Genomic DNA, 23,010 nt, shown 5'->3' with positions numbered 1-23,010 from the left:
GTTAGGGGACGCTCGCCTTGGAGCTGGGGCGCAGCCGCCCTCGTTCCTTTTCCTACAGCATCCGTCGTTTGAGGCTAACCGCTTATCGTCGCGACCGCGCGATTTGCACTGCGGGCGGCGTCTCCAGACGATGTAGATTGACGAGCGAACCAGGTGGCTCAAGCCGAAGATTCCTTATCGGGCGTTGCAGGTCGCTACGCCTCCGCCCTTTACGATTTGGCGACGGAAAAACACGCCGCCGATGACGTCGCCGCCGCTCTCGACAAGTTTCAGGCTTTAATCGACGGCAGCGATGATTTGAAGCGGCTGGTGAAAAGCCCGGTGTTCTCCGCCAAGGAGCAGGTCAAGGCGCTCGACGCCGTGCTCGACAAGGCGCAGATTTCCGGCGTCGCCGCCAATTTCATCCGCCTCGTCGCCGCCAAGCGCCGTCTCTTCGTCATTTCCGACATGATCGCCGCCTACCGGCGCCTCAACGACAAGGCGAAGGGGCTGGTGCGCGCCGACGTCACGGTCGCGGGGCCGCTGAAGCCGGATCATGAAGCGGCGCTGCGCGAGGCGCTCGCCGGCGTCACCGGCGGCAAGACCGTCGATCTCAACGTCAGGACGGATCCGTCGATCATCGGCGGCCTCGTCGTCAAACTCGGTTCACGCATGGTCGACGCCTCCGTTCGCACCAAGCTCAATTCAATCCGCACACGCATGAAAGAGGTCGGCTGATGGATATCCGCGCCGCAGAAATTTCCGCGATCCTCAAGAATGAGATCGCCAACTTTGGCGCCGAGGCCGAGGTCACCGAGGTCGGGCAGGTTCTTTCCGTCGGCGACGGCATCGCCCGCGTCTACGGGCTCGACAATGTTCAGGCCGGCGAAACGGTCGAATTCGAGAATGGCGTGCGCGGCATGGCCCTCAATCTCGAAACCGACAATGTCGGCATCGTGATTTTCGGCTCCGACCGCGACATTAAGGAAGGCCAGACGGTCAAGCGCACCGGCGCCATCGTCGACGTGCCGGTCGGCAAGGAGCTTTTGGGCCGCGTCGTCGACGCGCTCGGCAATCCGATCGACGGCAAGGGGCCGATCAAGACCGCGCAGCGCGCCCGCGTCGACGTGAAGGCGCCCGGCATCATTCCGAGGAAGTCCGTGCATGAGCCGATGGCGACCGGCCTCAAGGCCGTCGACGCCCTGATCCCGATCGGCCGCGGCCAGCGCGAGCTCATCATCGGCGACCGCCAGACCGGCAAGACCGCGATCGCGCTCGACACCATCCTCAACCAGAAGTCCCTGAACGACGGCGACGACGAGAAGGCGAAGCTCTACTGCGTCTATGTCGCCATCGGCCAGAAGCGTTCGACCGTGGCGCAATTCGTCAAGGTGCTCGAAGAGCGCGGCGCGCTCGACTATTCGATCGTTGTCGCCGCCACGGCTTCCGATCCGGCGCCGATGCAGTTCCTCGCGCCCTTCTCGGGCTGCGCGATGGGCGAATATTTCCGCGACAATGGCATGCACGCGGTCATCATCTATGACGATCTGTCCAAGCAGGCCGTCGCCTATCGGCAGATGTCGCTGCTGCTGCGCCGCCCGCCGGGCCGCGAAGCCTATCCGGGCGACGTCTTCTATCTCCATTCGCGCCTGCTCGAACGCGCTGCGAAGCTTTCCGACGATCGCGGCGCCGGTTCGCTGACCGCTCTGCCGGTCATCGAGACTCAGGCGAATGACGTGTCGGCCTATATTCCGACCAACGTCATCTCGATCACCGACGGCCAGATCTTCCTTGAGACCGATCTCTTCTACCAGGGCATTCGTCCCGCGGTGAACGTCGGCCTGTCGGTGTCGCGCGTCGGCTCCTCGGCGCAGACCAAGGCGACGAAGAAGGTCGCCGGCAAGATCAAAGGCGAACTCGCGCAATATCGCGAAATGGCGGCCTTCGCTCAGTTCGGCTCGGACCTCGATGCGGTGACTCAACGTCTCCTCAATCGCGGGGCGCGCCTGACCGAATTATTGAAGCAGCCGCAGTTCTCGCCCTTGAAGATGGAAGAACAGACCTGCGTCATCTACGCGGGCGTGAACGGCTATCTCGATCCGCTGCCGGTCAATCGCGTGCGCGCCTTCGAGGACGGACTGCTCGCCCTGTTGCGTTCGCAGCACAGCGACATTCTGGAAAGCATCCGCACGACGAAGGATCTGAACGACGAGACCGCGGCGAAACTCAAAAACGTCGTCGAGACCTTCGCGAAGAGCTTCGCTTAACGCTTCTCCCTCTCCCCATGAGATGGGGAGAGGGTCGGGGTGAGGGGCTTGGGGACGTTCGCGCTGCGCGCCCCGGCCCCTCACCCTAGCCCTCTCGCCGCAGGCGGGGAGAGGGAATTGAAACTGAGATAGGCAAAACGATATGCCCTCGCTAAAGGATCTTCGAAACCGCATCTCCTCCGTCAAGGCGACGCAGAAGATCACTAAGGCCATGCAGATGGTCGCCGCCGCCAAGCTGCGGCGCGCGCAGTCGGCGGCCGAGGCGGCGCGGCCCTATGCCGAGCGCATGGAGTCGGTGCTTGCCAATCTTGCTTCCGGCGTGACGGCTGGCGGTCCTCAGCTCTTGGCTGGCAATGGCAAGGACGAGACGCATCTTCTCATCGTCGCCACCGCCGAGCGCGGCCTCTGCGGCGCCTTCAATTCCTCGATCGTGCGTCTCGCCCGCGAGCACATTGTGCGGCTTCAGGATCAGGGCAAGACCGTCAAAATCCTCTGCGTCGGCAAGAAGGGCTACGAACAGCTCCGCCGACAATATGAGCGCCACATCATCGAGCTGATCGAGCTGCGTGGCGTCAAGCAGATCGGCTTCGACAACGCCGACGAGATCGGCAAGAAAATCATCCGCATGTTCGACGAGGGCGGCTTCGACGTGGCGACGCTGTTCTTCTCGCGCTTCAAATCGGTGATCGCGCAAATCCCGACCGCGCAGCAGATCATCCCGGCGCAAATCCCGTCGAACGAAAACGCGCCGGCCGTCGAAGGTCCGCAGCCGTGCTACGAATATGAGCCGGGGCAGGACGAAATTCTGTCGACGCTGCTGCCGCGCAACATCTCCGTGCAGGTGTTCCGCGCGCTGCTCGAAAACGCCGCCTCCGAGCAAGGCGCGCGCATGAGCGCGATGGACAACGCCACGCGCAACGCCGGCGAAATGATCCGCAAGCAGACGACCCTCTACAACCGGTCGCGGCAGGCGATGATCACCAAGGAGCTCATCGAAATCATCTCGGGCGCCGAGGCGCTCTGACGCATTTTAGGACGAGGACGAAACATGGCCGCCAACAAGCCCAGCGGGCGCATCACCCAAGTCATCGGCGCCGTCGTCGACGTGCAGTTCGATGGGCATCTGCCTGAGATTCTGAACGCGCTCGAGACGACGAACCAAGGCAACCGCCTTGTGCTCGAAGTGGCGCAGCATCTTGGCGAGAATTCCGTTCGCACCATCGCCATGGACTCGTCGGAAGGCCTTGTTCGCGGTCAGGAAGTGACCGACACCGGCGCGCCGATTTCGGTTCCGGTCGGCGACGAGACGCTCGGCCGAATCATCAATGTCATCGGCGAGCCGGTCGACGAAGCGGGGCCGCTCAACACCGGCAAGACCCGCGCGATCCATCAGCCGGCGCCCTCCTATTCGGAGCAGGCGACGGAAGCGCAGATTCTCGAAACTGGCATCAAGGTCGTCGATCTGCTCGCGCCCTACGCCAAGGGCGGCAAGATCGGCCTCTTCGGCGGCGCGGGCGTCGGCAAGACCGTGCTGATCATGGAGCTGATCAACAATATCGCCAAGGCGCATGGCGGCTATTCCGTCTTCGCCGGCGTCGGCGAGCGCACCCGCGAGGGAAACGACCTCTATCACGAGATGATCGAGGGCGGCGTCAACAAGAAGGGCGGCGGCGAAGGCTCGAAATGCGCGCTGGTGTACGGCCAGATGAATGAGCCGCCGGGCGCGCGCATGCGCGTCGCGCTCTCCGGCCTCACCGTCGCCGAGGATTTCCGCGACCGTGGCATGGACGTGCTGTTCTTCGTCGACAACATCTTCCGCTTCACCCAGGCGGGCTCGGAAGTGTCCGCGCTCCTCGGCCGCATCCCGTCGGCGGTCGGCTATCAGCCGACGCTCGCGACCGACATGGGCGCGCTGCAGGAGCGCATCACAACGACCACCAAGGGCTCGATCACCTCGGTGCAGGCGATTTACGTGCCGGCCGACGATTTGACCGACCCGGCGCCCGCGACCTCCTTCGCGCATTTGGACGCGACGACCGTTTTGTCGCGCTCGATCGCTGAGAAGGGCATCTATCCGGCGGTCGATCCGCTCGATTCGACGTCGCGCATGCTGTCGCCTGCGATTGTCGGCGAGGAGCATTACGACGTGGCGCGCAAGGTGCAGTCGACGTTGCAGCGCTATAAGTCGTTGCAGGACATCATCGCCATTCTCGGCATGGACGAGCTCTCAGAAGAGGACAAGCTGGTCGTCGCCCGCGCCCGCAAGATCGAGCGCTTCCTGTCGCAGCCCTTCCATGTCGCGGAAGTGTTCACCGGTTCGCCCGGCAAGCTCGTCGCGCTCGCCGACACGATCAAGGGCTTCAAGGGCCTGGTCGAAGGCGAATATGACCATCTCCCCGAGGCCGCCTTCTACATGGTCGGTTCGATCGAAGAGGCGGTCGAAAAGGCCGCGAAGCTCGCCAAGGAAGCGGCGTAACTTTGAAGTAGGCGTCATGGCCGGGCTCGTTCCGGCCATGACGCTGATCGGTTGTCGTGGATGGCCGGGTCAAGCCCGGCCATGACGGGCTGGAACGCTAAGCGCCGTCGGAGAAAGTCATGGCCGCATTCCACTTCGAACTCGTTTCTCCCGAGAAGCATCTCTTCTCTGGCGAGGTCGAATCGGTCGTCGCGCCGGGCGCCGACGGCCAGTTCACCGTGCTCAAGGACCATGCGCCGGTCATGACCACACTGAAGGCTGGCGTCGTGACGGTCGCCGGCGGCGACGGCAAGGTCGAGAAGCTTTTCGTGCGGGGCGGTTTCGCCGACGTGAGCGCGTCCGGCTTCACCATTCTCGCCGAACAGGCGATTCCGCTCGCCGAGATCGACGCGGCCAAGGTCGACGCCGATATTCAGGACGCCCGCGAAGACATCGCTGACGCCAGATCCGACGAAGCGCGTCTCGCCGCCTCCGACAAGCTCGCTCAGCTGCAGGAATTGCGCGCGGCGATTGGCGCCTGATCAGACTTCGCTCGCCTCTTCAGACTCCGGCGGCTCCTCGAGTTCGGCTTCGATCATGTCGCCATGCCGTTCCGCCGGCGCGAGTTCCGATCGCGAGCGCATGACTTCGCGGATGGCGTCGCCGATTTCCGGATTGCGCTTGGTCAGCGTCTGCAAATCATAGGCGTCGAGGACAAGAAGCTTCGTCGCGGCCGTTGCGTGCACGTCGGCGCTGCGCAAGGTTTTTTGCAAGACGGCCATTTCGCCGAAGAACTGCCCTTCGCCGAGCCTGACGGTCTGACGCGCCAGTTCGACTTCGACCTCTCCCTCGGCGATGAAATACATCGAATGGGCGGGATCGCCCTTGCGCACGATCAACGCCCCTCGCGGGATCGACTGCGCCCGAAGATAGCGCATGATTTCGGCGATTCCCGAAGCGTCGAGACCACGAAACAGCGGCACGCTCGCGACCATCGTCCAGGTGACGACGAATTCGCGGCGATGGATTTCCTCGGCGAAGGCGGTGGCGAGAATGCCGACCGGAAGACCCAGCAGCATGAAACCCGTCACCATGGCGAAGGAGGCGATGAGCTTGCCCGCGAGTGTGAGGGGAATCACTTCGCCATAGCCGACGGTGGTCACGGTTTCGATCGCCCACCACATCGCGTCGGGAATCGTGCCGAATTTTTCAGGCTGCGCCTCATGTTCGGCGAGATGCATCGCGGTCGAATAGAAGAGCACCGCGCCAAACAGCAGGATCAGCCATGCAAGCAGCGCCTTGCGCTCCGCCTCGATCACCGCGAGCAAGGTGCGGATGCCCGGAGAATAGCGCGCGAATTTGAAGAAGCGCAGCAGGCGCAGCATCAAAAAGACGCGCAGATCAGTTGAGAAGTAGAAGGAGAGATAGAAGGGCAGGAAGGCGGCGAGATCGATCAGCGCCCAGCCCGACCTCATGAAGGCGAGGCGCGCGGCCAGGGGCGTGCGATGGGCGTAATAGGCATGTTCTGGCGCGCACCAGACGCGCAATATATATTCGAGCGTGAAGGCGGCGACGGCGACATATTCGACGCCATCGAAGACAACCGCATAACGGTCGCCATATTCAGGGACCGATTCGAAGATCACCGAGACGACCGACAGCAGCACAAGCGAAATCAGCGCGCGATGAACCACACGCGCGACATGGTCATGGCCGCCGCCGTCGAGAACGACATGGACGCGCCGCCGCAGCAGCGCCAGACCGCGCCGCCGGTCTGGCTCGCTCATGGCGCAGCCGCTTTTCCGCGCAGCGCATCCTCGACCGAGGCGAGCGCCTGATCGATCGCGGTCGCGTCGGGGCCGCCCGCCTGCGCCAGATCGGGCCGGCCGCCGCCGCCCTTGCCGCCGAGCTTGACGCTGGCGACGCGGACAAAATCGACGGCGCTGTATTTTCCGGTGAGATCGTCGGTGACGCCGACGACGATCCCGGCTTTTCCGTCGGGCGAGGCGCTGGCGATGGCGACGACTCCCGAGCCGATCGCCTTCTTGGCGTCGTCGACCATCGACTTCAAGTCTTTCGCCTCGATGCCTTCGACGGCGCGCGCGAGAAGCTTGACGCCGCCAATGTCGCGCGGCTTGTCCGCGGCGCCGTCGCCCGCGCCGCCGCCCATCGCCAGTTTGCGTTTGGCGTCGGCGAGTTCGCGCTCTAAGCGCTTGCGCTCGTCGAGAAGCGATGCGAGCCGCGTCGGCGCCTCTTCGAGAGGCGCGCGCATCAGCGCCGCCATGTCGCGCAGCGCGCGCGACTGCGAGACGAGCTGGCCGCGCGCGCCCTCGGCGGTGCGCGCCTCGATGCGTCGCACGCCGGACGCGACCGCGCCTTCGCCGACAATGGCGATGAGGCCGATGTCGCCGGTGCGGGCGACATGGGTGCCGCCGCAGAGTTCGACCGAGAAGGGATGCGCGACGCCAACGTCCGGCCGGCCCATCGAGACGACGCGCACTTCATCTCCATATTTCTCGCCAAAGAGCGCGCGCGCGCCGGAGCGGATGGCGTCGTCCTGGGCCATCACGCGAGTCTCGACCGGCGCATTGTCCTGAACGATCTCATTGGCGAGGGTTTCGACCCGCGCCAGCTCCTCTTCGGTGAGGGGTTTCGGATGGGTAAAGTCGAAGCGCAATCTGTCGGGCGCGACGAGCGAGCCTTTTTGCGCGACATGCTCGCCGAGCACCTGGCGCAGCGCCTCATGCAGAATATGCGTCGCCGAATGATTGGCGCGCGCCTGCTTGCGCCGCGCGTGATCGACGTCGAGCTCGAGCGCCATGCCCGGCGTGATCTCGCCTTCCTCGACGACGCCTTCGTGGACGATGAGGTCGCCGAGCTTTTTCAGCGTATTCTCGACGCGAAAGCGCAGGCCGCGGGCGCGCATCGCGCCGACGTCGCCGACCTGTCCGCCCGATTCTCCGTAGAAGGGCGTCTGATTGAGCAGGATCGCGCCGCGCGCGCCTGTTTTGAGTGAGAAGGCCTCGGCGCCGTCGTGGAGAATGGCGGTGACGACGCCTTCGCTCTTTTCGGTTTCATAGCCGAGAAATTCTGTCGCGCCGAGACGCTCCTTCAGGGCGAACCACAAAGCCTCGGTCGCGGTCTCGCCGGAGCCGGCCCAGGCCTTGCGCGCTTCTTCGCGCTGGCGCGCCATCGCCGCGTCGAAACTCTCCTTATCGACCGCGATGCCGCGCGGACGCAGCGCGTCCTCGGTGAGATCGAGCGGAAAGCCGTACGTGTCGTAGAGCTTGAACGCGGTTTCGCCGGAGAACTTGTCGCCCCGGCCGAGCGCCGCCGTCTCTTCGTCGAGGATCGCGAGGCCGCGCGCGAGCGTCGCGCGAAACCGCGTTTCTTCGGTGAGCAGCGTGTCGGCGATGAGCGCCTGGGCGCGCACCAGCTCGGGATAGGCCTGGGCCATCTCGGCGACGAGGGTCGGCGCGAGCTTCCACATTAGCGGCTCTTTCGCGCCGAGAAGCTGGGCATGGCGCATGGCGCGGCGCATGATCCGGCGCAGCACATAGCCGCGGCCTTCGTTTGACGGCGTGACGCCGTCGGCGACGAGGAAGGCGGAGGCGCGCAGATGATCGGCGATGACGCGGTGGCTCGCGCCCTGCGGGCCGTCGGCCGGCGCGCCGGTGAAATCGGCGACGGCGCCGGTTAGCGCGCGAAAGAGGTCGATGTCGAAAACGGAATGCACGCCCTGCAACAGCGCGGCGATGCGCTCCAATCCCATGCCGGTGTCGATCGACGGGCGCGGCAGCGGCGCGCGCTCGCCGGGCGCGACCTGCTCATATTGCATGAAGACGAGATTCCAGAATTCGAGGAATCGGTCGCCGTCTTCGTCGGGACTGCCGGGCGGGCCGCCGGCGACGCCTTCGCCCTGGTCGTAAAAGATTTCCGAACAGGGGCCGCAGGGGCCGACGTCGCCCATGCTCCAGAAATTGTCGGCGGTCGGAATGCGGATGATGCGATCGTCCGAAAAACCGGCGATTTTCTTCCACAGATCATAGGCCTCGTCGTCGTCGTGATAAACGGTGACGAGCAGTTTTTCGCGCGGCAGGCCGAGTTCGCGGGTGATGAAGCTCCAGGCGAGTTCGATCGCGCCTTCCTTGAAATAATCGCCGAAGGAGAAATTGCCGAGCATCTCGAAAAAGGTGAGATGGCGCGCGGTGTAGCCGACATTGTCGAGGTCGTTGTGCTTGCCGCCGGCGCGCATGCATTTTTGCGCCGAGGCGGCGCGCGCATAGGCGCGCTTCTCGACGCCGGTGAAGACATTCTTGAATTGCACCATGCCGGCATTGGTGAACATCAAGGTCGGGTCGTTATGCGGCACGAGCGGCGACGACGCGACCTTCTCGTGCCCATTGCGCGCGAAATAGTCGAGGAAGGCGGTTCGGATCTGGTTGACGCCACTCATGCGGTCACGGCTCGCGAATGCGCCCCTGTTCGCGAAGCGGCGGCGCCGATGCGGGAGAGGCGTTTAAAACAATAACCTGGAGCGGCTTTTCGTTTCAATGAAACAGGCGACGATCCGAGGTTGCGGCGAAGGCCGCGGCAGGCGGCGGCCTTCGCGCGCTTCGTCATGCGCGATATGACAGTTTCGGCGACAAACGGCAATGGCGGGAAACGCGCCGAACGGTCGGCGCAGGTCCAGAGCGACGAGGCCTATTCCTCGTCGTCCTGCGCCGCTTCGAGAATGCGCTCGGCGATCAGCCCGGCGTTTTCGCGGATCGACTGTTCGATGCGCTGGGCGGCCTCGGGATGCTGCTTCAGATAAGTCTTGGCGTTCTCTCGGCCCTGGCCGAGCCTCTGGCTGTCATAGGAGAACCAGGCGCCCGATTTCTCGACGACCCCGGCCTTGACGCCAAGATCGATCAATTCGCCCATCTTGGAGACGCCCTCGCCATACATGATGTCGAATTCGACCTGTTTGAACGGCGGCGCGACCTTGTTCTTGACCACCTTGACCCGGGTCTGGTTGCCGATCGTCTCGTCGCGCTCCTTGATCGCGCCGATGCGGCGGATGTCGAGCCGCACCGAGGCGTAGAATTTCAGCGCATTGCCGCCGGTGGTGGTTTCGGGCGAGCCATACATCACGCCGATTTTCATGCGGATCTGATTGATGAAGATGACCAGCGTGTTGGAGCGGGCGATCGAAGCGGTGAGCTTGCGCAGCGCCTGGCTCATCAGCCGCGCCTGCAGGCCGGGCTGCACGTCGCCCATCTCGCCCTCGATTTCGGCGCGGGGCGTCAGCGCCGCGACCGAATCGACGACCAGCACGTCGACCGCGCCGGAGCGCACCAGCGTATCGGTGATCTCCAGCGCCTGTTCGCCGGTGTCGGGCTGCGAAATCAACAGATCGTCGAGATTGACGCCGAGCTTGCGGGCGTAGACCGGATCGAGCGCATGTTCGGCGTCGACGAAGGCGCAGACGCCGCCCGCCTTCTGCGCCTCGGCGATGACATGAAGGGTGAGGGTGGTCTTGCCCGACGATTCAGGCCCGTAGATTTCGACCACCCGGCCGCGCGGCAGGCCGCCGACGCCGAGCGCGATGTCGAGCCCGAGCGAGCCGGTCGAAATCGTCTCGATCTCGACGGCCTTCTGGTTCTTGCCGAGCCGCATGATCGAGCCTTTGCCGAAGGCGCGCTCGATCTGCGACAAAGCGGCGTCGAGCGCCTTGGTCTTGTCCACGGACGTCCCTTCCACGAGGCGGAGGTTGGCTTGGCTCACGGCTGAAAATCCCTTCTGGCACGGTTGACTGGGCGCAGGCAATTGCTGCGAGGGCGCCAGCGCGTAAGGGGCGAGGGGAGAATGGCCGCGCTTGACCCTGACCCTCAATGTGCACGATTTGTTCTTTTTTGCCAAGTTCTTTTTTTGTTCGAGGTATTCAATATTGTTCTTCTAAGCCACGCTTCGCGCGAAGGCGCGGTCAGGCGCGGGACAAGTGCACGCCATTTGAAAGCGAGGCAGTGTTGTTAATCAATTATGCCTTGCTATTTGCTCTGCCTCGTCGACTGAATCCCCGAGGCTATCACCATAGGCGGCGTTTCGAGATGACCGTTCAGCATCTCTTCAATTCGTCAGGCGAGTGGATCGCGTTTCGGAAGGGCAAATATCTATTCACGACGGATGGAACGTGGATCGGCTGGCTTCCGTGGGATCAGTCAGAGGTAGTCGATAAGTCCGGGGCTTACCTTGGCCATATCCATGGTCGAAACAGGTTATTTAGGAAATTTTACAGTCCCTATCGGGGCTACCCCGGCTACCCCGGCTATCCCGGATATCCAGGTTATCCCGGCTACCCTGGGTATGCTGGATATACGCCGCTTCCCTACGGCATGACGGACGTTGATATCGAAAAGGTGTCTAAATGAACTCCGTCAAAAAGGGAGATACGTCTGAGCGATCCGACTTTAAGGAAAAGCTCGCGATCAACAAAATCGAGGAAGCTAGCAAACCCACTAAGTTGAAGCACGCGATCCTGATCCACAATCAGACAATGGCCGCAGTTGCAAACTTCCATCAACTGTACGTTGATAGCCAAAAGAGCACCACGGGATCCGCAACACACGATAAGCAGGACCTACTTCGCGCGATGCTCCTATTTGCGTGCTCTGGTCTGGACGCTGTGGTAAAGCAGCTGATTCAAGACACACTAGAGATAGTGCTTAGGCATGATGAGGGCGCGCAGAGGGAATTCAAGAAATTTGCCGAACGACGACTAAAGAAGACGTCAACGATAGACGATCGTGACAGGGGAACGACCGGCCAAAACTCACCGGACGTAAGTTTCCTTGCGGAACTCTTGGTCAGCTTCGATCCTCGCTCGTTACTGATCTCCACCCTGACCAACACCCTGGTATCTGATAGCTTGCAATCACGAGATCAGCTTCTGAAGGTTGCGACCCATTTTGCGCTCACCAGAGACGAGGTAATGGTAAACGACAAAATAACCAAAGAAGCGTTCGACGCCCGTAACCAAATCGCACATGAGATGGATGTTGACCTCCAGAATGGCGAAGGTCGCAGGGATCGAGACTACGCGACAATGGTGCGTTGGAGCGAGAACATCGCGGAAGTGTCGCGCAGCTTCATCGAGAAAGCAGCAGGCAAAATGCAAACGACAAGAGGCGATCCTGAGCAGGGGCAGGTATAATCCGCCGATGTTTATTTCTACGACTCTTGTGCACAGCAACCTGTCAACTCCGTGCCACGGCCTAACTTAACCAGCGAAAGCTTATTTGTTCTGAACGGGTGAGATGCCTGCTGAATCAGCCGCATCAGAGCCAACGATTCCTCCCTTCCGCGAGCGGGCGCCGTGGTTTGGGGGCGATTTGCAGACGTTGCGCAATATCATCTGCTGCGGGCCGCCGGAGCTTTTGGGTGGCGAGCGGCTGCTGCTCGCCCTGCCGGACGGCGACAGGCTCGCGGCGCGGTTCGATCAGCCGGGCACAGTTGCCGGCGCGCCGCTTAAGCGCGCGCTCGGCGCGCCGTCTTGCGGCTCGAGTTTCAGCGCGCGTGCAGAGCTTTCACAGAATGGATCGCCGCTGGACCGTCCTCGGTCCGGCGACGATCGCCCATCCGCTGGCGCGCGGCGGTACTTAAATTCGAATGTCGCTGAAGGACTCGATGCGACGGGCGCCGACCGTCGCGGCTTCCTCTTTGTCCGCGTCCATCAAAGGTCCGAAGTCGAGCTGCGTCAATTTCGCAATGTCGGCCACCGACACCTGAAACACTTTTACGTCCTCGGCGGTCAATCTTTCTTCGATGCGATCAATGTTCAAAATTAAATTTCGCTGGCTGACAATGAACGCAAGGATTTTGAGCTCGCCTTCCTCCTTGGTGATGAGAATTTTCCAAAAATACTTTGGTATGGGAATGCCGCCAAATTTGGGATCGGTATGCGCGGGAGCGTTGGGATCGGGCAATTGGTCTCCCTCGGCGTCGGGCCCGTCGAATATCGGCCCATTCATGACGATGCCCTTCTCACGATTGCGGAGCAATGTGTCGCGCGTGTAATCCTCGAGACCGGCCCATAATCTCCTTCCCTGATTGAACGAATAGAATTGCGGCGAGCAATTGGTGAAATGGAAAGAGTCGTTGCCATGCTCTTTCGCTTCGTCGACGCTGCTTCCCCATGTCGCGTCGAGCCGCCGAACAAGATGGCCTCGATCGAACGGATTGGCGGTCCGGTCGGCCTCGAATGTCGATTGCCGGCCATAAAAGTCATTGTCGATCTGAAATTCGGTTTCGATCCGCGGATCGACAAACCAAGCATCGCCCATGCGCCTGCCGACATCTAGCTGCTGGCTGGCGTCGATGTTGACGACGCTGAAAAATGCGAGCTTTCGCACCTTGTTCATAACGACGCTGTAATTGAAATATTTCAGCTCCGACTGCGCGGCTTTTCCCTTGAGGGTGGCGACCTGCGATTTCAGAGAAGCGGGGATTTTAGGAAGCGGCACGCTCAATTTGCCCGAACCCAGAAAATTCGGCTGATATCCAGGCCGCGAGCCCAAGGTGGTTTGATCGATTGTCACCGCCTCCACGGACAATGCGTCCAGCGCTGGGGCAGGGATCACATCGGTCTTGCCCGTCTCGACGGGGCGAACACTGGCCTTCGGACTGGTTGCCGCCAGTCTGCGTAGCTCGATCGGGATACGAAGGGGCACGACAAGGGAGGCTTTGTCGCCGTCGTCCTCTATCCACATTTCGGCGCATTCGTGCTTCGCGGCGATTGGCGCCATGACAGAGCTTTCGATCGGCGCTTGGGCGCGTTCTCCGCTTTCCAGCGCCGCCTTGACGAGAGGATGTGAGCCCATTGAGGCGTTAAGGTCAGCAACGATTGAACTGACCCGCGCGCCTTCATTCGCGATCCAGTCGATCAGCGATTCGTCCTTCGTCTGGTTCCAGACCGTGCCGTCGATGCAAAGGATTTCTCCCTTGGCGTTCTTTTTCGGGACGCCGCTGTGATGAAGCGCGATGACCTGCCAAAACCGATTGAAGGCGGGCGATCCTGACGATCCGCTGGTCGTGTCCGTCATATACCAGACGAAGTCGCCGAAATATTTAAGGAGCTTATTCTCGCGGACGCAAATCTGCTTGGTCTGACCGCCGGGGTGTTGGATGATGGTGAGATATTCGCCCGGGTCGCCTTTGCCGGGATCGCCGTTCAGCGGCAGCCAGCCCCAATCAGATAGATTGCGTCCTCCGTTGCGCGACGCCGGCGCAACGGCGACGACGGAATAGTCCAGCTTGTCATTTGTGTAAAAGAGCTTTGCGGGCTCGAAGCCGAAATGCACGCTCGCTCGCTCCTGGCCGTCGATATCGAGTTCGTAATCAAAATCGGCGATCGAGTTGGCTGCGTCTTGAGCGGCGCCGAAGACGTGATGATTGGTGATCAGGACGCCAGGTCCAATCAAAAAGCCAGATGCATAGCCGACGAGATTTGAGTTGGCGTCATTCAACTGTATGCGGCAAACGGCACGCGAGGCGCGCACGCCCTTGAGCAGATAATTGACGCTATCGAGATCATTGCCGTTGATGATCCGCTCAAGGCCAATTTGGGCCCTAATCGGGTCGCCGTCGTATTGCGCCAGAAGCTGGCGTCGGCGAACTTGGACCTTGACGGCCGACATATCGAGCGGGCGGCCGTCGCCAAGTTTTTTATCCATTTCAACTGGCGAAAAATCCGCTTTCTTGAAGCGTTGCTCGGAGGACGCCATGACAGAAGGCTTAATAATCATTTCCGTGACTCCCAAAAATTTCGACGGTAGAAAACAGGCGGTGAGTGTTAAGCTAAATCAGCCGATTAACGTCAGGGTCGCATGGACGAGCTCCTATCGAAATGTCGTTTATGAACTACGCGAAGCAAAGATGTAACTATTGTGACGATCGTGCTGGCGATACATGAATTGAGAAGAAAGCCGCAAAACGCAATAAAACATCATGCCGCATGAAACGCCAGTCTCCGCGCCGCCGCTTCCGCCCTTCCGCGAGCGCGCGCCGTGGTTTGGCGGCGATCTGCAGACGTTGCGCAACATCATCATCGGCGGACCGGCGGAGCTTCCCGGAGGCGAGCGGTTGCTGCTCGCCATGCCGGACGGCGACAGGCTCGCGGCGCGGCTCGATCGGCCGGCTTCAGATACGGGCGCGCCGCTGATCGTTCTGGCGCATGGGCTCGCCGGCTCAGAATCGAGCCTGCACGGAATCGCCACCGCGCGCTATCTCGTCGGCGAGGGGTGGCCGGTGCTGCGCCTCAATCTGCGTGGCGCGGCGCCCTCGCGGCCGACCTCGGGCGGGCGTTATCATGCCGGCAAGACCGAGGACCTTGCCGAGGCGCTGCGCGGCCTACCGGCGGAACTCGCGCGCCACGGCATCGTGCTCATTGGCAATTCGCTCGGCGGCAATCTCGTGCTGAAATTTATCGGCGAGGGCGGCCATGGCCTGCCCGTGCGCGCCGCAATCGCGGTGTCGACGCCGATCGATCTCGCCGCGACCTGCGCCCGGATGATGGCGCCGCGCAATTTCGCCTATCATCGCTATATGCTCGATCAGATGAAGCGCGAGGCGCTGGCGCCGGGCGCGGCGCTTGCCACGGCTGAGCGCGCGGCGATCGCTGGCGCGCGCAGCGTCTATGAATTCGACGATCTCTTCGTCGCGCCGCATTTCGGCTATCGCGACGCGCCGGAATATTACGAAGCCAACGCCGCCAAGAATTTCCTCGCCGGCGTCAGGCTGCCGACATTGATCCTGCACGCGCTCGACGATCCGTGGATTCCGGCGGACTGTTATCAGGCGATCGACTGGGCGAATCTGCCGGCGATCGAAACAGTGTTGACGAAAGGCGGCGGCCATATGGGCTTTCATGACGCGGAGAGCCTCACGCCATGGCATGATCGCATAAGCGCGCAATGGCTGGCGCGGCAAGGCCTCGGGCCGCGAATCCTGTCGGCGTAGGGCGAAATCGATGGAGGCGCGCCAGACGATGCTGTTCGGCGACAAGGCCGACGACTATCGGGCTTTTCGCCCGCATTACCCCGACGCGCTGTTCGCCTGGCTCGCGGGCGTCGCGAAGGAGCGCCGCCTCGCCTGGGATTGCGGCGCGGGCAGCGGGCAGGCGGCGGTCGGCCTCGCGCGCCATTTCGCGCGCGTGCTGGCGACCGATGAAGATTCACGCCAGCTCGCGCGCGCGCCGACGGCGCCCAACATCGATTACCGCTTGGCGCGGGCGGAAGCCGGTCTCGGCCTTCGCGAGGAGGTCGATCTCATCGCCTGCGCCTGTTCGATCCACTGGTTCGACCTGCCGAGATTTTACGAAGGCGCGCGGCGCGCATTGCGTCCCGACGGCGTCATCGCGGCATGGACCTATGACTGGCCATGGACGCAGATCGCCGAGATCGACAGGGTCCTGCTCAGGCTCAAGGAGGATATTCTCGGCCCCTTCTGGGGCGAGAACGCGTCGCTCTATTTCAATCGCTATGAGACGCTGCCGTTTCCTTTCAGGGAGATCGAAGCGCCGTTGTTTCATACGCTGGTCGCCCATTCGAAAAGCGATCTCTTAAGCTTTCTCAGGACTTGGTCGGCGGTCGAGAAATATAGGCTGCGCTTTGACAGCGATCCACTGGCGCTGATCGATCAGGAACTCGAGGACGCGTGGCGCGCGCAGCCGCCGGCTTTACCGCTGTCCGTCCCGCTTTACCTGCGCTGCGGCGTCAATACGCCGTAGCCTTGAGAATTGACGCGCGCTGTTCTGCTTCTCGCCCCGAACTTTCCCTAAATTTGCCTATTTCCTGACGACGATGAGGAAATCGTCGCGTTGAGCCGATGCCATGTGTCTCCTTTAAGGGGGTCGTTCAGCAAAGGATTGCAACATGCTTGAGGCCGGCAGAATTTACAAAGTCACGACGCTGGTGAATTACGAAGGCGCCTGGGACGAGGAGAGCGACCTTTGGACCGTCACGGCGGTCGAAGGCACCTGCGCCAAGCTCAGCAATGACGCTTGCGAGAATAGAATTGTCGATACCGCGTCCTGGAACTTCGTCAAAGCCGAAGCGGTGGAATAGACGCCGAGGGTGAAAGACAGTTTATCCCGGTAGGAATTGCGTTCCCGACGCACGCCGGGCGTCTCGAAGCGCGCGTCGTCAGCCATTATCTCGCTGTCAGCGGCCATGGGCAGAGGCCCGGACTAGGGTTGCTCCATCAACTCCTCCGCGGAAAGCCGTTCGAGCGCCTGTCGGCTCTTTTTCGACGCATAGCTTGGATGGGCGAACCAGACGATTACGGCGAGGCAGATGAATGTCATCGCGCCAAGCAGGAAGGCGTCGTTGAGCGCGAGGATCGCCGCCTGCTGGCGGATAAGCAGCGCCGCGCGGCTCTGCGCAGCGCCGGGCGACAGGCCCATCGTCTGCATGCGGTCCAGAAAATTCGTCAGCAGGTCGAGCGAGGCGAAGCGCCGTCCGCCGAATTGATCGGCGAGATCGAGCTGATGGAACGGCGTGCGGCGGAAGAAGACGACGCCGAGCAGCGTGATGCCGAAAGCGCCGAACACCGTGCGCAGCATCGCAAGCTCCTCCGCCGCGCGGATCAGACGCTCGCCGGCAAGGCCGGTCATCGCGAGCGTCGCGAGCGGCGCAAAGAACAGCGCGAGCGAGAGGCCGAAAAAGAACATCGGCGTCGTGATGTTATCGAAAGAAGCGCTCCTGTCGTATTGGCCGAGCCAAACGAAGGTCACCGCGAGGCCGGCGAAATTAAAGAAGGCGATCAGTCGCGCGTCGACGTTCCTGGTGAGTTCGTGCACCACGGCGGCGACGGCCATCGCCAGAAAGATCATGGCGAGATAGACCATGCCGGCGAGCGAAGACGTATAGCCGAGCAGAAGCTGCAGTTGCACGACGAACAGCGACAGCAGTCCCTGAATGACGAGAAAGCCGATCAGCGAACAGAATGTCGCGATCGCGAAGTTGCGATGCAAAAACAATCTGAGGTCGAGGGCGGGCCGGCGTTCGCCGAACTCCCAGAAAATGAACATCGGAAGCGCGAGCAGAACGACTAAGAGCAGCCATGCGAGCAAGGGTGAGGCGAACCAGTCGAAATCATTGCCCATGTTGAGAATCATCTGCACGCCGACAAAGACTGTCGCAAGCAGAAAAAAGCCGATCGTATCGAAGCGCGCGATGCGGCGCTCGAAGCCGCGCCCATGGAACAGCGCGGCAAACACGGCCGCCACAGGCAAAGCGACAATGACGTTGGAATAAAACAGCCACCGCCAATCGAAATATTCCGCCCAGAAGCCGCCCATGAAGACGCCGATGGTGAAGGGCGCCATGCTCATCACGCCCCAAAAGCCGACGCCGAGCGTGCGCTGGTCATCCTTATATTGCGCGAGGGTCACCGATTGAGCGAGCGGCAGCGCGACGCCGCCGGCAAGACCCAGAAGAAAGCGCATGAACGCGAAGAAGTAGATCGTCTCGCTCGCCGCGCACATCAGCGAGAAGACGGCGTAGATGACGAGCGCGCCGATCAGGACGCGATAGTCGCCAAATCGCGCCGAGAACCAGCGCGACAAGGGAAGGCCGAGCGCGACGCCGATCATATGGTCGGTCGTCGCCCAGGTGCCGTAGCTCGGCGTCACGCCCTGGAGGCTACCGGCGGCATAGGGCGCGAGCACCGTATAGCCGGGCACATTCGAGAGCATGACGACATTGGCCGCGCCCGCCGCGCCATTGAGCAGCAGGAAGCGCCAGCCTTTCATTCGAGTCGGTTCGTTCATGATCGCCTTGCGCTTGCGACTCATTGCTCAAAACGAGGCGGCTGTCACCCGAAGGGCGGATGGTGAAATTCGTCGCAAGCTTGTCAATGGCCCTCCGGATCGGCAATAAAAGCCGTTTGGCGGCGGGGATGGCGCATGACGGGGATCTGGTTTCAGGCGGCGCTCATATTCGGCTTGGCGCTCATCTCCGCGATGATCGCCGCGAGATTTCGCATCTCGACGGCGCTGACGGAAATCATCGTCGGCATGAGCGCAAGAGCGCTTTTCGCCGCGACGGTCGGCGCTGAAATTTTCAGCGCCCAGGAGCCCTGGGTCAAGACGCTTGCCGGACTGGGCGCCATCGCGCTGACCTTTCTCGCCGGCGCGGAACTCGATCCCGACGTTTTCAAGTTGAAGTGGAAAGAGGCGGCGGCGATCGGCGTCGCGAGTTTCCTTGCGCCCGCCATCGGCTGCTGGGCGGTCGCCCATTATCTGCTCGGCTGGGCCAGTTCGCCGGCGCTGCTCGCCGGCATCGCGCTCGCCGCCACCTCGGTCGCCGTCGTCTATACGGTGATGATGGAATATGGATTCAACCGCACCGATTTCGGCAAGACGATTCTCGCCGCCTGTTTCATCACCGACCTCGGCACGGTCGTGACGCTCGGTCTGGTGTTCGCCCCTTTCACTTGGAAGACCGCCCTATTCGTCGTCGCGGTCGGCGCGGCGTTTATTGGATTGCCGCGGGCGACGCCGGCGATCTTTGCAAAGTTCGGCGGACGCCCTTCCGAATTCGAGACAAAATTCCTGTTCTTTGCGCTGATGGCGCTTGGCGCGCTCGCGACTTGGGCGGGAAGCGAGGGCGTTTTGCCCGCCTATCTCATCGGCATGGCGCTCGCAGGCTCGGTCGGCCGCGACCACGCGCTTATCCGCAGATTCCGGGCGGTCACCATCGGATTGCTGACGCCTTTCTATTTCATCCGGGCTGGATATTTTGTTTCCATCCCGGCCGTTCTCGCCGCGCCGCTCGGCGTCGCCGCCTTTCTCGTCGTCGAGATGGCGACCAAGGTCGTCAGCGTCTATCCGGTCGCCCGCCAATTCGGCTCGCCGCACAAGGACGCCATGTATACCACGCTGCTGATGGCGTCCGGTCTCACATTCGGCACGATTTCGGCGCTGTTCGGCCTGTCGAACAACATCATCGACGAAAGCCAATATTCGACGCTGGTCGCGGCGATCATCGCGACGGCGATCGTGCCGACAATGATCGCGAACAGTCTTTATTTGCCGCGCCATTGGCTCCCGCAAAATCTGGCGCAGAAGCTAGCGAATTCGGCAGACCAGGAAACCGAGCCAGCGCTCGAGGGATAAATGCGACTTGATTCCCGGCTGGCGCGATGCAATCAACGCCCGTTGTCGCTCGAAGGCGCGCCCGCCCAGCCGCGCGTTGCTCTCCGCATGACTTCGAGGCGCCAAAGAAGGAAGGATAAGGTGAATGCGCATCTTCGTGAGGCTATCGGCTCTGCTGGCGTTTTTTGCGGTCGTGCCGACTTTCGCTCAAGGGACGGCTGAGCAACGCGCGGCTTGCGAAAGCGATGCGCATCGCGTTTGCGACGCCTATATACCCGACGCCATCGCCATCGAACGATGCCTGAGAGGCAACGCCGCTTCGATCAGCGCCGCGTGCCGCGCCGAACTCGGTCTTGCCTCGCCGGCGCCCGCGGCCGGCAAACGGCGCAAGCGCTAACCGACGCTGGGCAAGCTCAATTTCGCATCAGGTCGCGACGGCGAGCCGAGTCTCGGCGAGCCGCGCGGCCTCGGCGCCGGATAACATCGCGCCATTGAAGCCATGTTCGCCGCCGAAGGCGGATGCGAGATAGAGCCCAGCGAGCGGCGTGCGCGGCGTGCGCGGAAATCCCATCAGGATCGGCGCTTCGGCAGGCAGCGCCGCGAAGCCGTAAACCGCGCCTTCGGGCGTGTTGAGATAGCCCGCCATCGAATAGGCGTTGAGCAGCATCCGCGTCGTCACCAGGCTGGAAAATCCCGGATAGTCGCGGTCGAGCGAGGCCTGGAACGCGTCGAGCCAGCGTTCGCGTCGCGCGACCGCTTCTTCGCGCGGCAGATCGCGCCAATTGTCGAGGCGATCGAGGCCGAGCACGCTGACGAGGATCGGCGGTTCGTCCCAAAGTCCCGAATCGACCGCGGTGAAATTGGCGATGGTATGGAGCGGCATGGCGCCCTTGGGATCTTCCGCCATCGCGCCCGCCCCGTCGCCATATTGATCGAAGCGCTGCATGTCGGGCGGCATGACGACGGTGGTGAAATCCGTCAGTCCGATGGTCGAGGGTTTGGCGCTCAAGCCGAAATTCGCCGCGAACAGCGACGTCGAAAGCCTGCGCGCGCCGAAGGCCTCTTCCATTTTTACGCGCGCGGGGGCGTCCATCATCGCCGCCGCTTCCGAAGGCGCGCAATTGGCCATGACGACGCGCGCCGCGATGCGCTCTTCCCCCTCGCCGTCGCGCCGCGCGACGTGGCGAACCGCGACGACGGCGCCGTCCGAGTCCGTCTCGATGGCGTTGACCAGCCGGCCCAGGCGCACCACGCTCCCCGTCTTGGTGATCGCCTTGGCGAGCTTCAGGCTCAATTGTCGCGAGCCGCCTTTGATATAGGCGCCGCCGGAGGCGATGTAGCCGCCCTGGGCGAGCGCGTAGAAAATCCACCAAAGCCGGCGCGGATCGTCGCCGTAATAGGCGAGATTGGCCCCGAGCGCGCATTTAAGCGCCTCGCAGCCGGCGAAATCGCGCTCCATAATCTCGTGCAGGGAGTTCTGCCAGCCGGCGGCCGCCGGCGCGACCTCCCATAGTCCGCGGGCGAATTTGGCGAAGGAGCTTTCCTCGCGCGCTTGTTTCAATGTCCAAAGCGCGTCGTGGATTTGCTCGACCTCGCCGAGAAAGCGTTGGATGGGCGCGCGCTTATCCGGGAATCGGGCGGCGAGCGCCTCATAGGCCGGCCCAAAGCCGAAAGGCAGTTCGAAAGGCTCGCCGACCGGGCCGCCGCGCACCGTATAGAGCGCGCCGGTCGGCAGAAATTCGATCTCGTCGAGAATTCCCAGCCGGCGCAGGATGTCATGCTTCACGTCGCGGGGATTGCGCGCGTCCGAGGTCTGGTGGAGCGACGCTTCGACGGTCAGCGGCCCGACCTTATAGACCGAGGCGGCGCCGCCCAGGCTAAAATTGCGCTCGAGCAGGCAGACGCTGTAGCCGGCATGGGCAAGCAGCGCCCCCGCCGTCAATCCGCCCAGTCCCGAGCCGATCACCACGGCGTCGTATTGCTTGTCGCTCATTCTCGAATCATCGCTTTCGCTGAGTGTCGGCCACTCTATCCCTTCCAAAGCCTCTGGCGAAAGGCGGCGGTTGACATAGGATAGGAACTCGAACCCAAGAATCTTTGGAAAAAGGGGCCCTGGCAAATGGCCGATGAGAGCTTTCCCGTAACCCATACCGACGCCGAATGGCGTGCGCTGCTCACGCCCGAGCAATATCAGGTCATGCGCGGCCATGGCACCGAGCGTCCCGGCAGCTGCGCGCTCAATCACGAGAAGCGGCCCGGCGCATTTAACTGCGCCGGCTGCGGACAGCCGCTGTTTCGCTCCGGCGAAAAGTTCGAGAGCGGCACCGGCTGGCCGAGCTTCTTCGATCCGCTTCCCGGCGCGCTCGGCTCCACCGTCGATCGCGGCTACGGCATGGTCCGCACGGAAGTGCATTGCAGCCGCTGCGGCTCGCATCTCGGGCATGTGTTCAATGACGGGCCGCCGCCGACCGGACTGCGTTATTGCATCAACGGCGTCGCGCTCGACTTTCAGCCTGAATAGGGTCGAGCGACTATTGGCCGTCGCGATCGGCCGATAGAGTCAAGGATGCGACGCTGACTGCGACAAAATTTTTTCTCAGGCGCGTCTCAGCGACGCGCCGCCCGCTCGCCCACAGGCCATTCGGATAGGCGAGGATGGGGCGGAGCCGCGCCGAAGCGCGCGTCGCTCGCCTCTCCAGACCCGTCGCATCAGCCTTTCGGATGTGTGGGAACCGTCATGATTTCTGTAACAAATGCGCGGATTCAGCGACACGCAATCAGCCCTGCCTTTCCTATCTGAATGGGTGGTTATCGTATAGGCGCCCGGCCGGCTTGTCGAATAAGCGATCCGACTCGCGCGCGCCGTCAAGCGAGGGGCGACCGCATTGCGGCGCCAATGACGACGACGCGCCGCTAGCGGGTTTGCCGGCTTGACGAGCAATTTTGATTCCCGTCATACGGAATATCCGCCAATGAATGTTTCGGTTTGCGGACTCAATGCGCGCGTCGGCTTGTTGCGGCGAATTACGGGCCTTGATGCGCGGATTGGAGAAAACTACGGTCGCAAGAAAGGCTGCAGCCTGAGATCTGCAGGATTTCAGCCCGGTCTACCGGGAGCGGGATCGGCGGCGCCGACGCTCGTTTCTCGATGACCGAATAAAGAACGAATTCTG

At 62.3% G+C, this 23,010-nt stretch carries 19 protein-coding genes; 13 read left to right on the top strand and 6 right to left on the bottom strand.

Going from position 1 to position 23,010, the window contains the following annotated elements:
• Nucleotides 1-153: 153 nt before the first annotated feature.
• The 5 genes from U1E20_RS08150 to U1E20_RS08130 all read left to right on the top strand — a co-directional run bounded on the left by U1E20_RS08150 (nucleotide 154) and on the right by U1E20_RS08130 (nucleotide 5,243).
• Nucleotides 154-717: a F0F1 ATP synthase subunit delta gene (locus U1E20_RS08150; RefSeq protein WP_409980093.1), complete on the top strand. Its 564-nt coding sequence runs from the start codon at nucleotides 154-156 to the stop codon at nucleotides 715-717.
• On the top strand, nucleotides 717-2,246 hold the full coding sequence (gene atpA, locus U1E20_RS08145) for a F0F1 ATP synthase subunit alpha (RefSeq protein WP_409980092.1): 1,530 nt from the start codon (nucleotides 717-719) through the stop codon (nucleotides 2,244-2,246). Before U1E20_RS08150 ends, atpA begins: the two co-directional genes overlap by 1 nt.
• A gap of 142 nt (nucleotides 2,247-2,388) precedes the next feature.
• A complete protein-coding gene (locus U1E20_RS08140) occupies nucleotides 2,389-3,270 on the top strand; it encodes a F0F1 ATP synthase subunit gamma (RefSeq protein WP_409980091.1) in 882 nt (293 codons plus the stop codon).
• 24 nt (nucleotides 3,271-3,294) lie between these two features.
• Nucleotides 3,295-4,722, top strand: a complete 1,428-nt coding sequence (gene atpD / locus U1E20_RS08135; protein WP_409980090.1) for a F0F1 ATP synthase subunit beta — start codon at nucleotides 3,295-3,297, stop codon at nucleotides 4,720-4,722.
• Between the two features lie 119 nt (nucleotides 4,723-4,841).
• The gene (locus U1E20_RS08130) at nucleotides 4,842-5,243 is read left to right on the top strand and encodes a F0F1 ATP synthase subunit epsilon (protein ID WP_409980089.1); all 402 of its coding nucleotides are present in this window, start codon (nucleotides 4,842-4,844) and stop codon (nucleotides 5,241-5,243) included.
• Here U1E20_RS08130 and U1E20_RS08125 read toward each other — a convergent pair whose 3' ends face one another.
• The 3 genes from U1E20_RS08125 to recA form a co-directional block, all read right to left on the bottom strand.
• Nucleotides 5,244-6,488, bottom strand: a complete 1,245-nt coding sequence (locus U1E20_RS08125) for a cyclic nucleotide-gated ion channel (RefSeq protein ID WP_409980088.1) — start codon at nucleotides 6,486-6,488, stop codon at nucleotides 5,244-5,246.
• Entirely contained in the window at nucleotides 6,485-9,157 is a 2,673-nt protein-coding gene (gene alaS, locus U1E20_RS08120) for an alanine--tRNA ligase (RefSeq protein ID WP_409980087.1), read from the bottom strand. The genes U1E20_RS08125 and alaS overlap by 4 nt, the downstream gene beginning before the upstream one ends.
• A 248-nt stretch (nucleotides 9,158-9,405) precedes the next feature.
• Nucleotides 9,406-10,470, bottom strand: coding sequence for a recombinase RecA (gene recA / locus U1E20_RS08115; protein ID WP_409980086.1), 1,065 nt, complete (start codon nucleotides 10,468-10,470; stop codon nucleotides 9,406-9,408).
• A 107-nt stretch (nucleotides 10,471-10,577) separates the two neighbouring features.
• Here recA and U1E20_RS08110 point away from each other — a divergent pair, with 107 nt between their 5' ends.
• Both U1E20_RS08110 and U1E20_RS08105 read left to right on the top strand, forming a co-directional pair.
• Nucleotides 10,578-11,114, top strand: coding sequence for a 4-fold beta flower protein (locus U1E20_RS08110; protein ID WP_409980085.1), 537 nt, complete (start codon nucleotides 10,578-10,580; stop codon nucleotides 11,112-11,114).
• Nucleotides 11,111-11,896, top strand: a complete 786-nt coding sequence (locus tag U1E20_RS08105) for a HEPN domain-containing protein (protein WP_409980084.1) — start codon at nucleotides 11,111-11,113, stop codon at nucleotides 11,894-11,896. Before U1E20_RS08110 ends, U1E20_RS08105 begins: the two co-directional genes overlap by 4 nt.
• 445 nt (nucleotides 11,897-12,341) lie before the next feature.
• Here U1E20_RS08105 and U1E20_RS08100 read toward each other — a convergent pair whose 3' ends face one another.
• Nucleotides 12,342-14,414 (bottom strand): DNA/RNA non-specific endonuclease, encoded by a 2,073-nt coding sequence (locus U1E20_RS08100; protein ID WP_409980083.1) that lies wholly within the window; start codon nucleotides 14,412-14,414, stop codon nucleotides 12,342-12,344.
• A gap of 274 nt (nucleotides 14,415-14,688) precedes the next feature.
• Here U1E20_RS08100 and U1E20_RS08095 point away from each other — a divergent pair, with 274 nt between their 5' ends.
• From U1E20_RS08095 to U1E20_RS08085, 3 genes are all read left to right on the top strand, one after another.
• Nucleotides 14,689-15,699 (top strand): YheT family hydrolase, encoded by a 1,011-nt coding sequence (locus U1E20_RS08095; RefSeq protein WP_409980082.1) that lies wholly within the window; start codon nucleotides 14,689-14,691, stop codon nucleotides 15,697-15,699.
• A 10-nt stretch (nucleotides 15,700-15,709) separates the two neighbouring features.
• Nucleotides 15,710-16,468, top strand: coding sequence for a class I SAM-dependent methyltransferase (locus U1E20_RS08090; RefSeq protein ID WP_409980081.1), 759 nt, complete (start codon nucleotides 15,710-15,712; stop codon nucleotides 16,466-16,468).
• 145 nt (nucleotides 16,469-16,613) lie between these two features.
• Nucleotides 16,614-16,805 carry a hypothetical protein gene (locus tag U1E20_RS08085; RefSeq protein ID WP_409980080.1) on the top strand — a complete coding sequence of 64 codons (192 nt, stop codon included), beginning with the start codon at nucleotides 16,614-16,616 and terminating at the stop codon, nucleotides 16,803-16,805.
• A gap of 122 nt (nucleotides 16,806-16,927) precedes the next feature.
• On the opposite strand, the gene U1E20_RS08080 is transcribed toward U1E20_RS08085, so the two are convergent.
• Entirely contained in the window at nucleotides 16,928-18,511 is a 1,584-nt protein-coding gene (locus U1E20_RS08080; protein WP_409980079.1) for an MFS transporter, read from the bottom strand.
• Between the two features lie 135 nt (nucleotides 18,512-18,646).
• Between U1E20_RS08080 and U1E20_RS08075 the strand changes: the two genes are divergently transcribed.
• Nucleotides 18,647-19,858 carry a cation:proton antiporter gene (locus tag U1E20_RS08075; RefSeq protein ID WP_409980078.1) on the top strand — a complete coding sequence of 404 codons (1,212 nt, stop codon included), beginning with the start codon at nucleotides 18,647-18,649 and terminating at the stop codon, nucleotides 19,856-19,858.
• A gap of 124 nt (nucleotides 19,859-19,982) precedes the next feature.
• Complete coding sequence (locus tag U1E20_RS08070; RefSeq protein ID WP_409980077.1) at nucleotides 19,983-20,234, top strand: hypothetical protein; 252 nt, start codon at nucleotides 19,983-19,985, stop codon at nucleotides 20,232-20,234.
• Between the two features lie 27 nt (nucleotides 20,235-20,261).
• Here the strand turns inward: U1E20_RS08070 and U1E20_RS08065 are convergent, their stop codons facing one another.
• Nucleotides 20,262-21,830: a phytoene desaturase family protein gene (locus tag U1E20_RS08065; protein ID WP_409980076.1), complete on the bottom strand. Its 1,569-nt coding sequence runs from the start codon at nucleotides 21,828-21,830 to the stop codon at nucleotides 20,262-20,264.
• 126 nt (nucleotides 21,831-21,956) lie between these two features.
• On the opposite strand from U1E20_RS08065, the gene msrB reads away from it, so the two are divergent.
• Nucleotides 21,957-22,358, top strand: coding sequence for a peptide-methionine (R)-S-oxide reductase MsrB (gene msrB, locus U1E20_RS08060; protein WP_409980075.1), 402 nt, complete (start codon nucleotides 21,957-21,959; stop codon nucleotides 22,356-22,358).
• The last annotated feature ends 652 nt before the right edge of the window (nucleotides 22,359-23,010 follow it).

This window comes from Methylocystis sp., assembly GCF_046349115.1.
Taxonomy (GTDB): Bacteria; Pseudomonadota; Alphaproteobacteria; order Rhizobiales; family Beijerinckiaceae; genus Methylocystis.
This window is presented reverse-complemented; position numbering and strand designations above follow the sequence as displayed.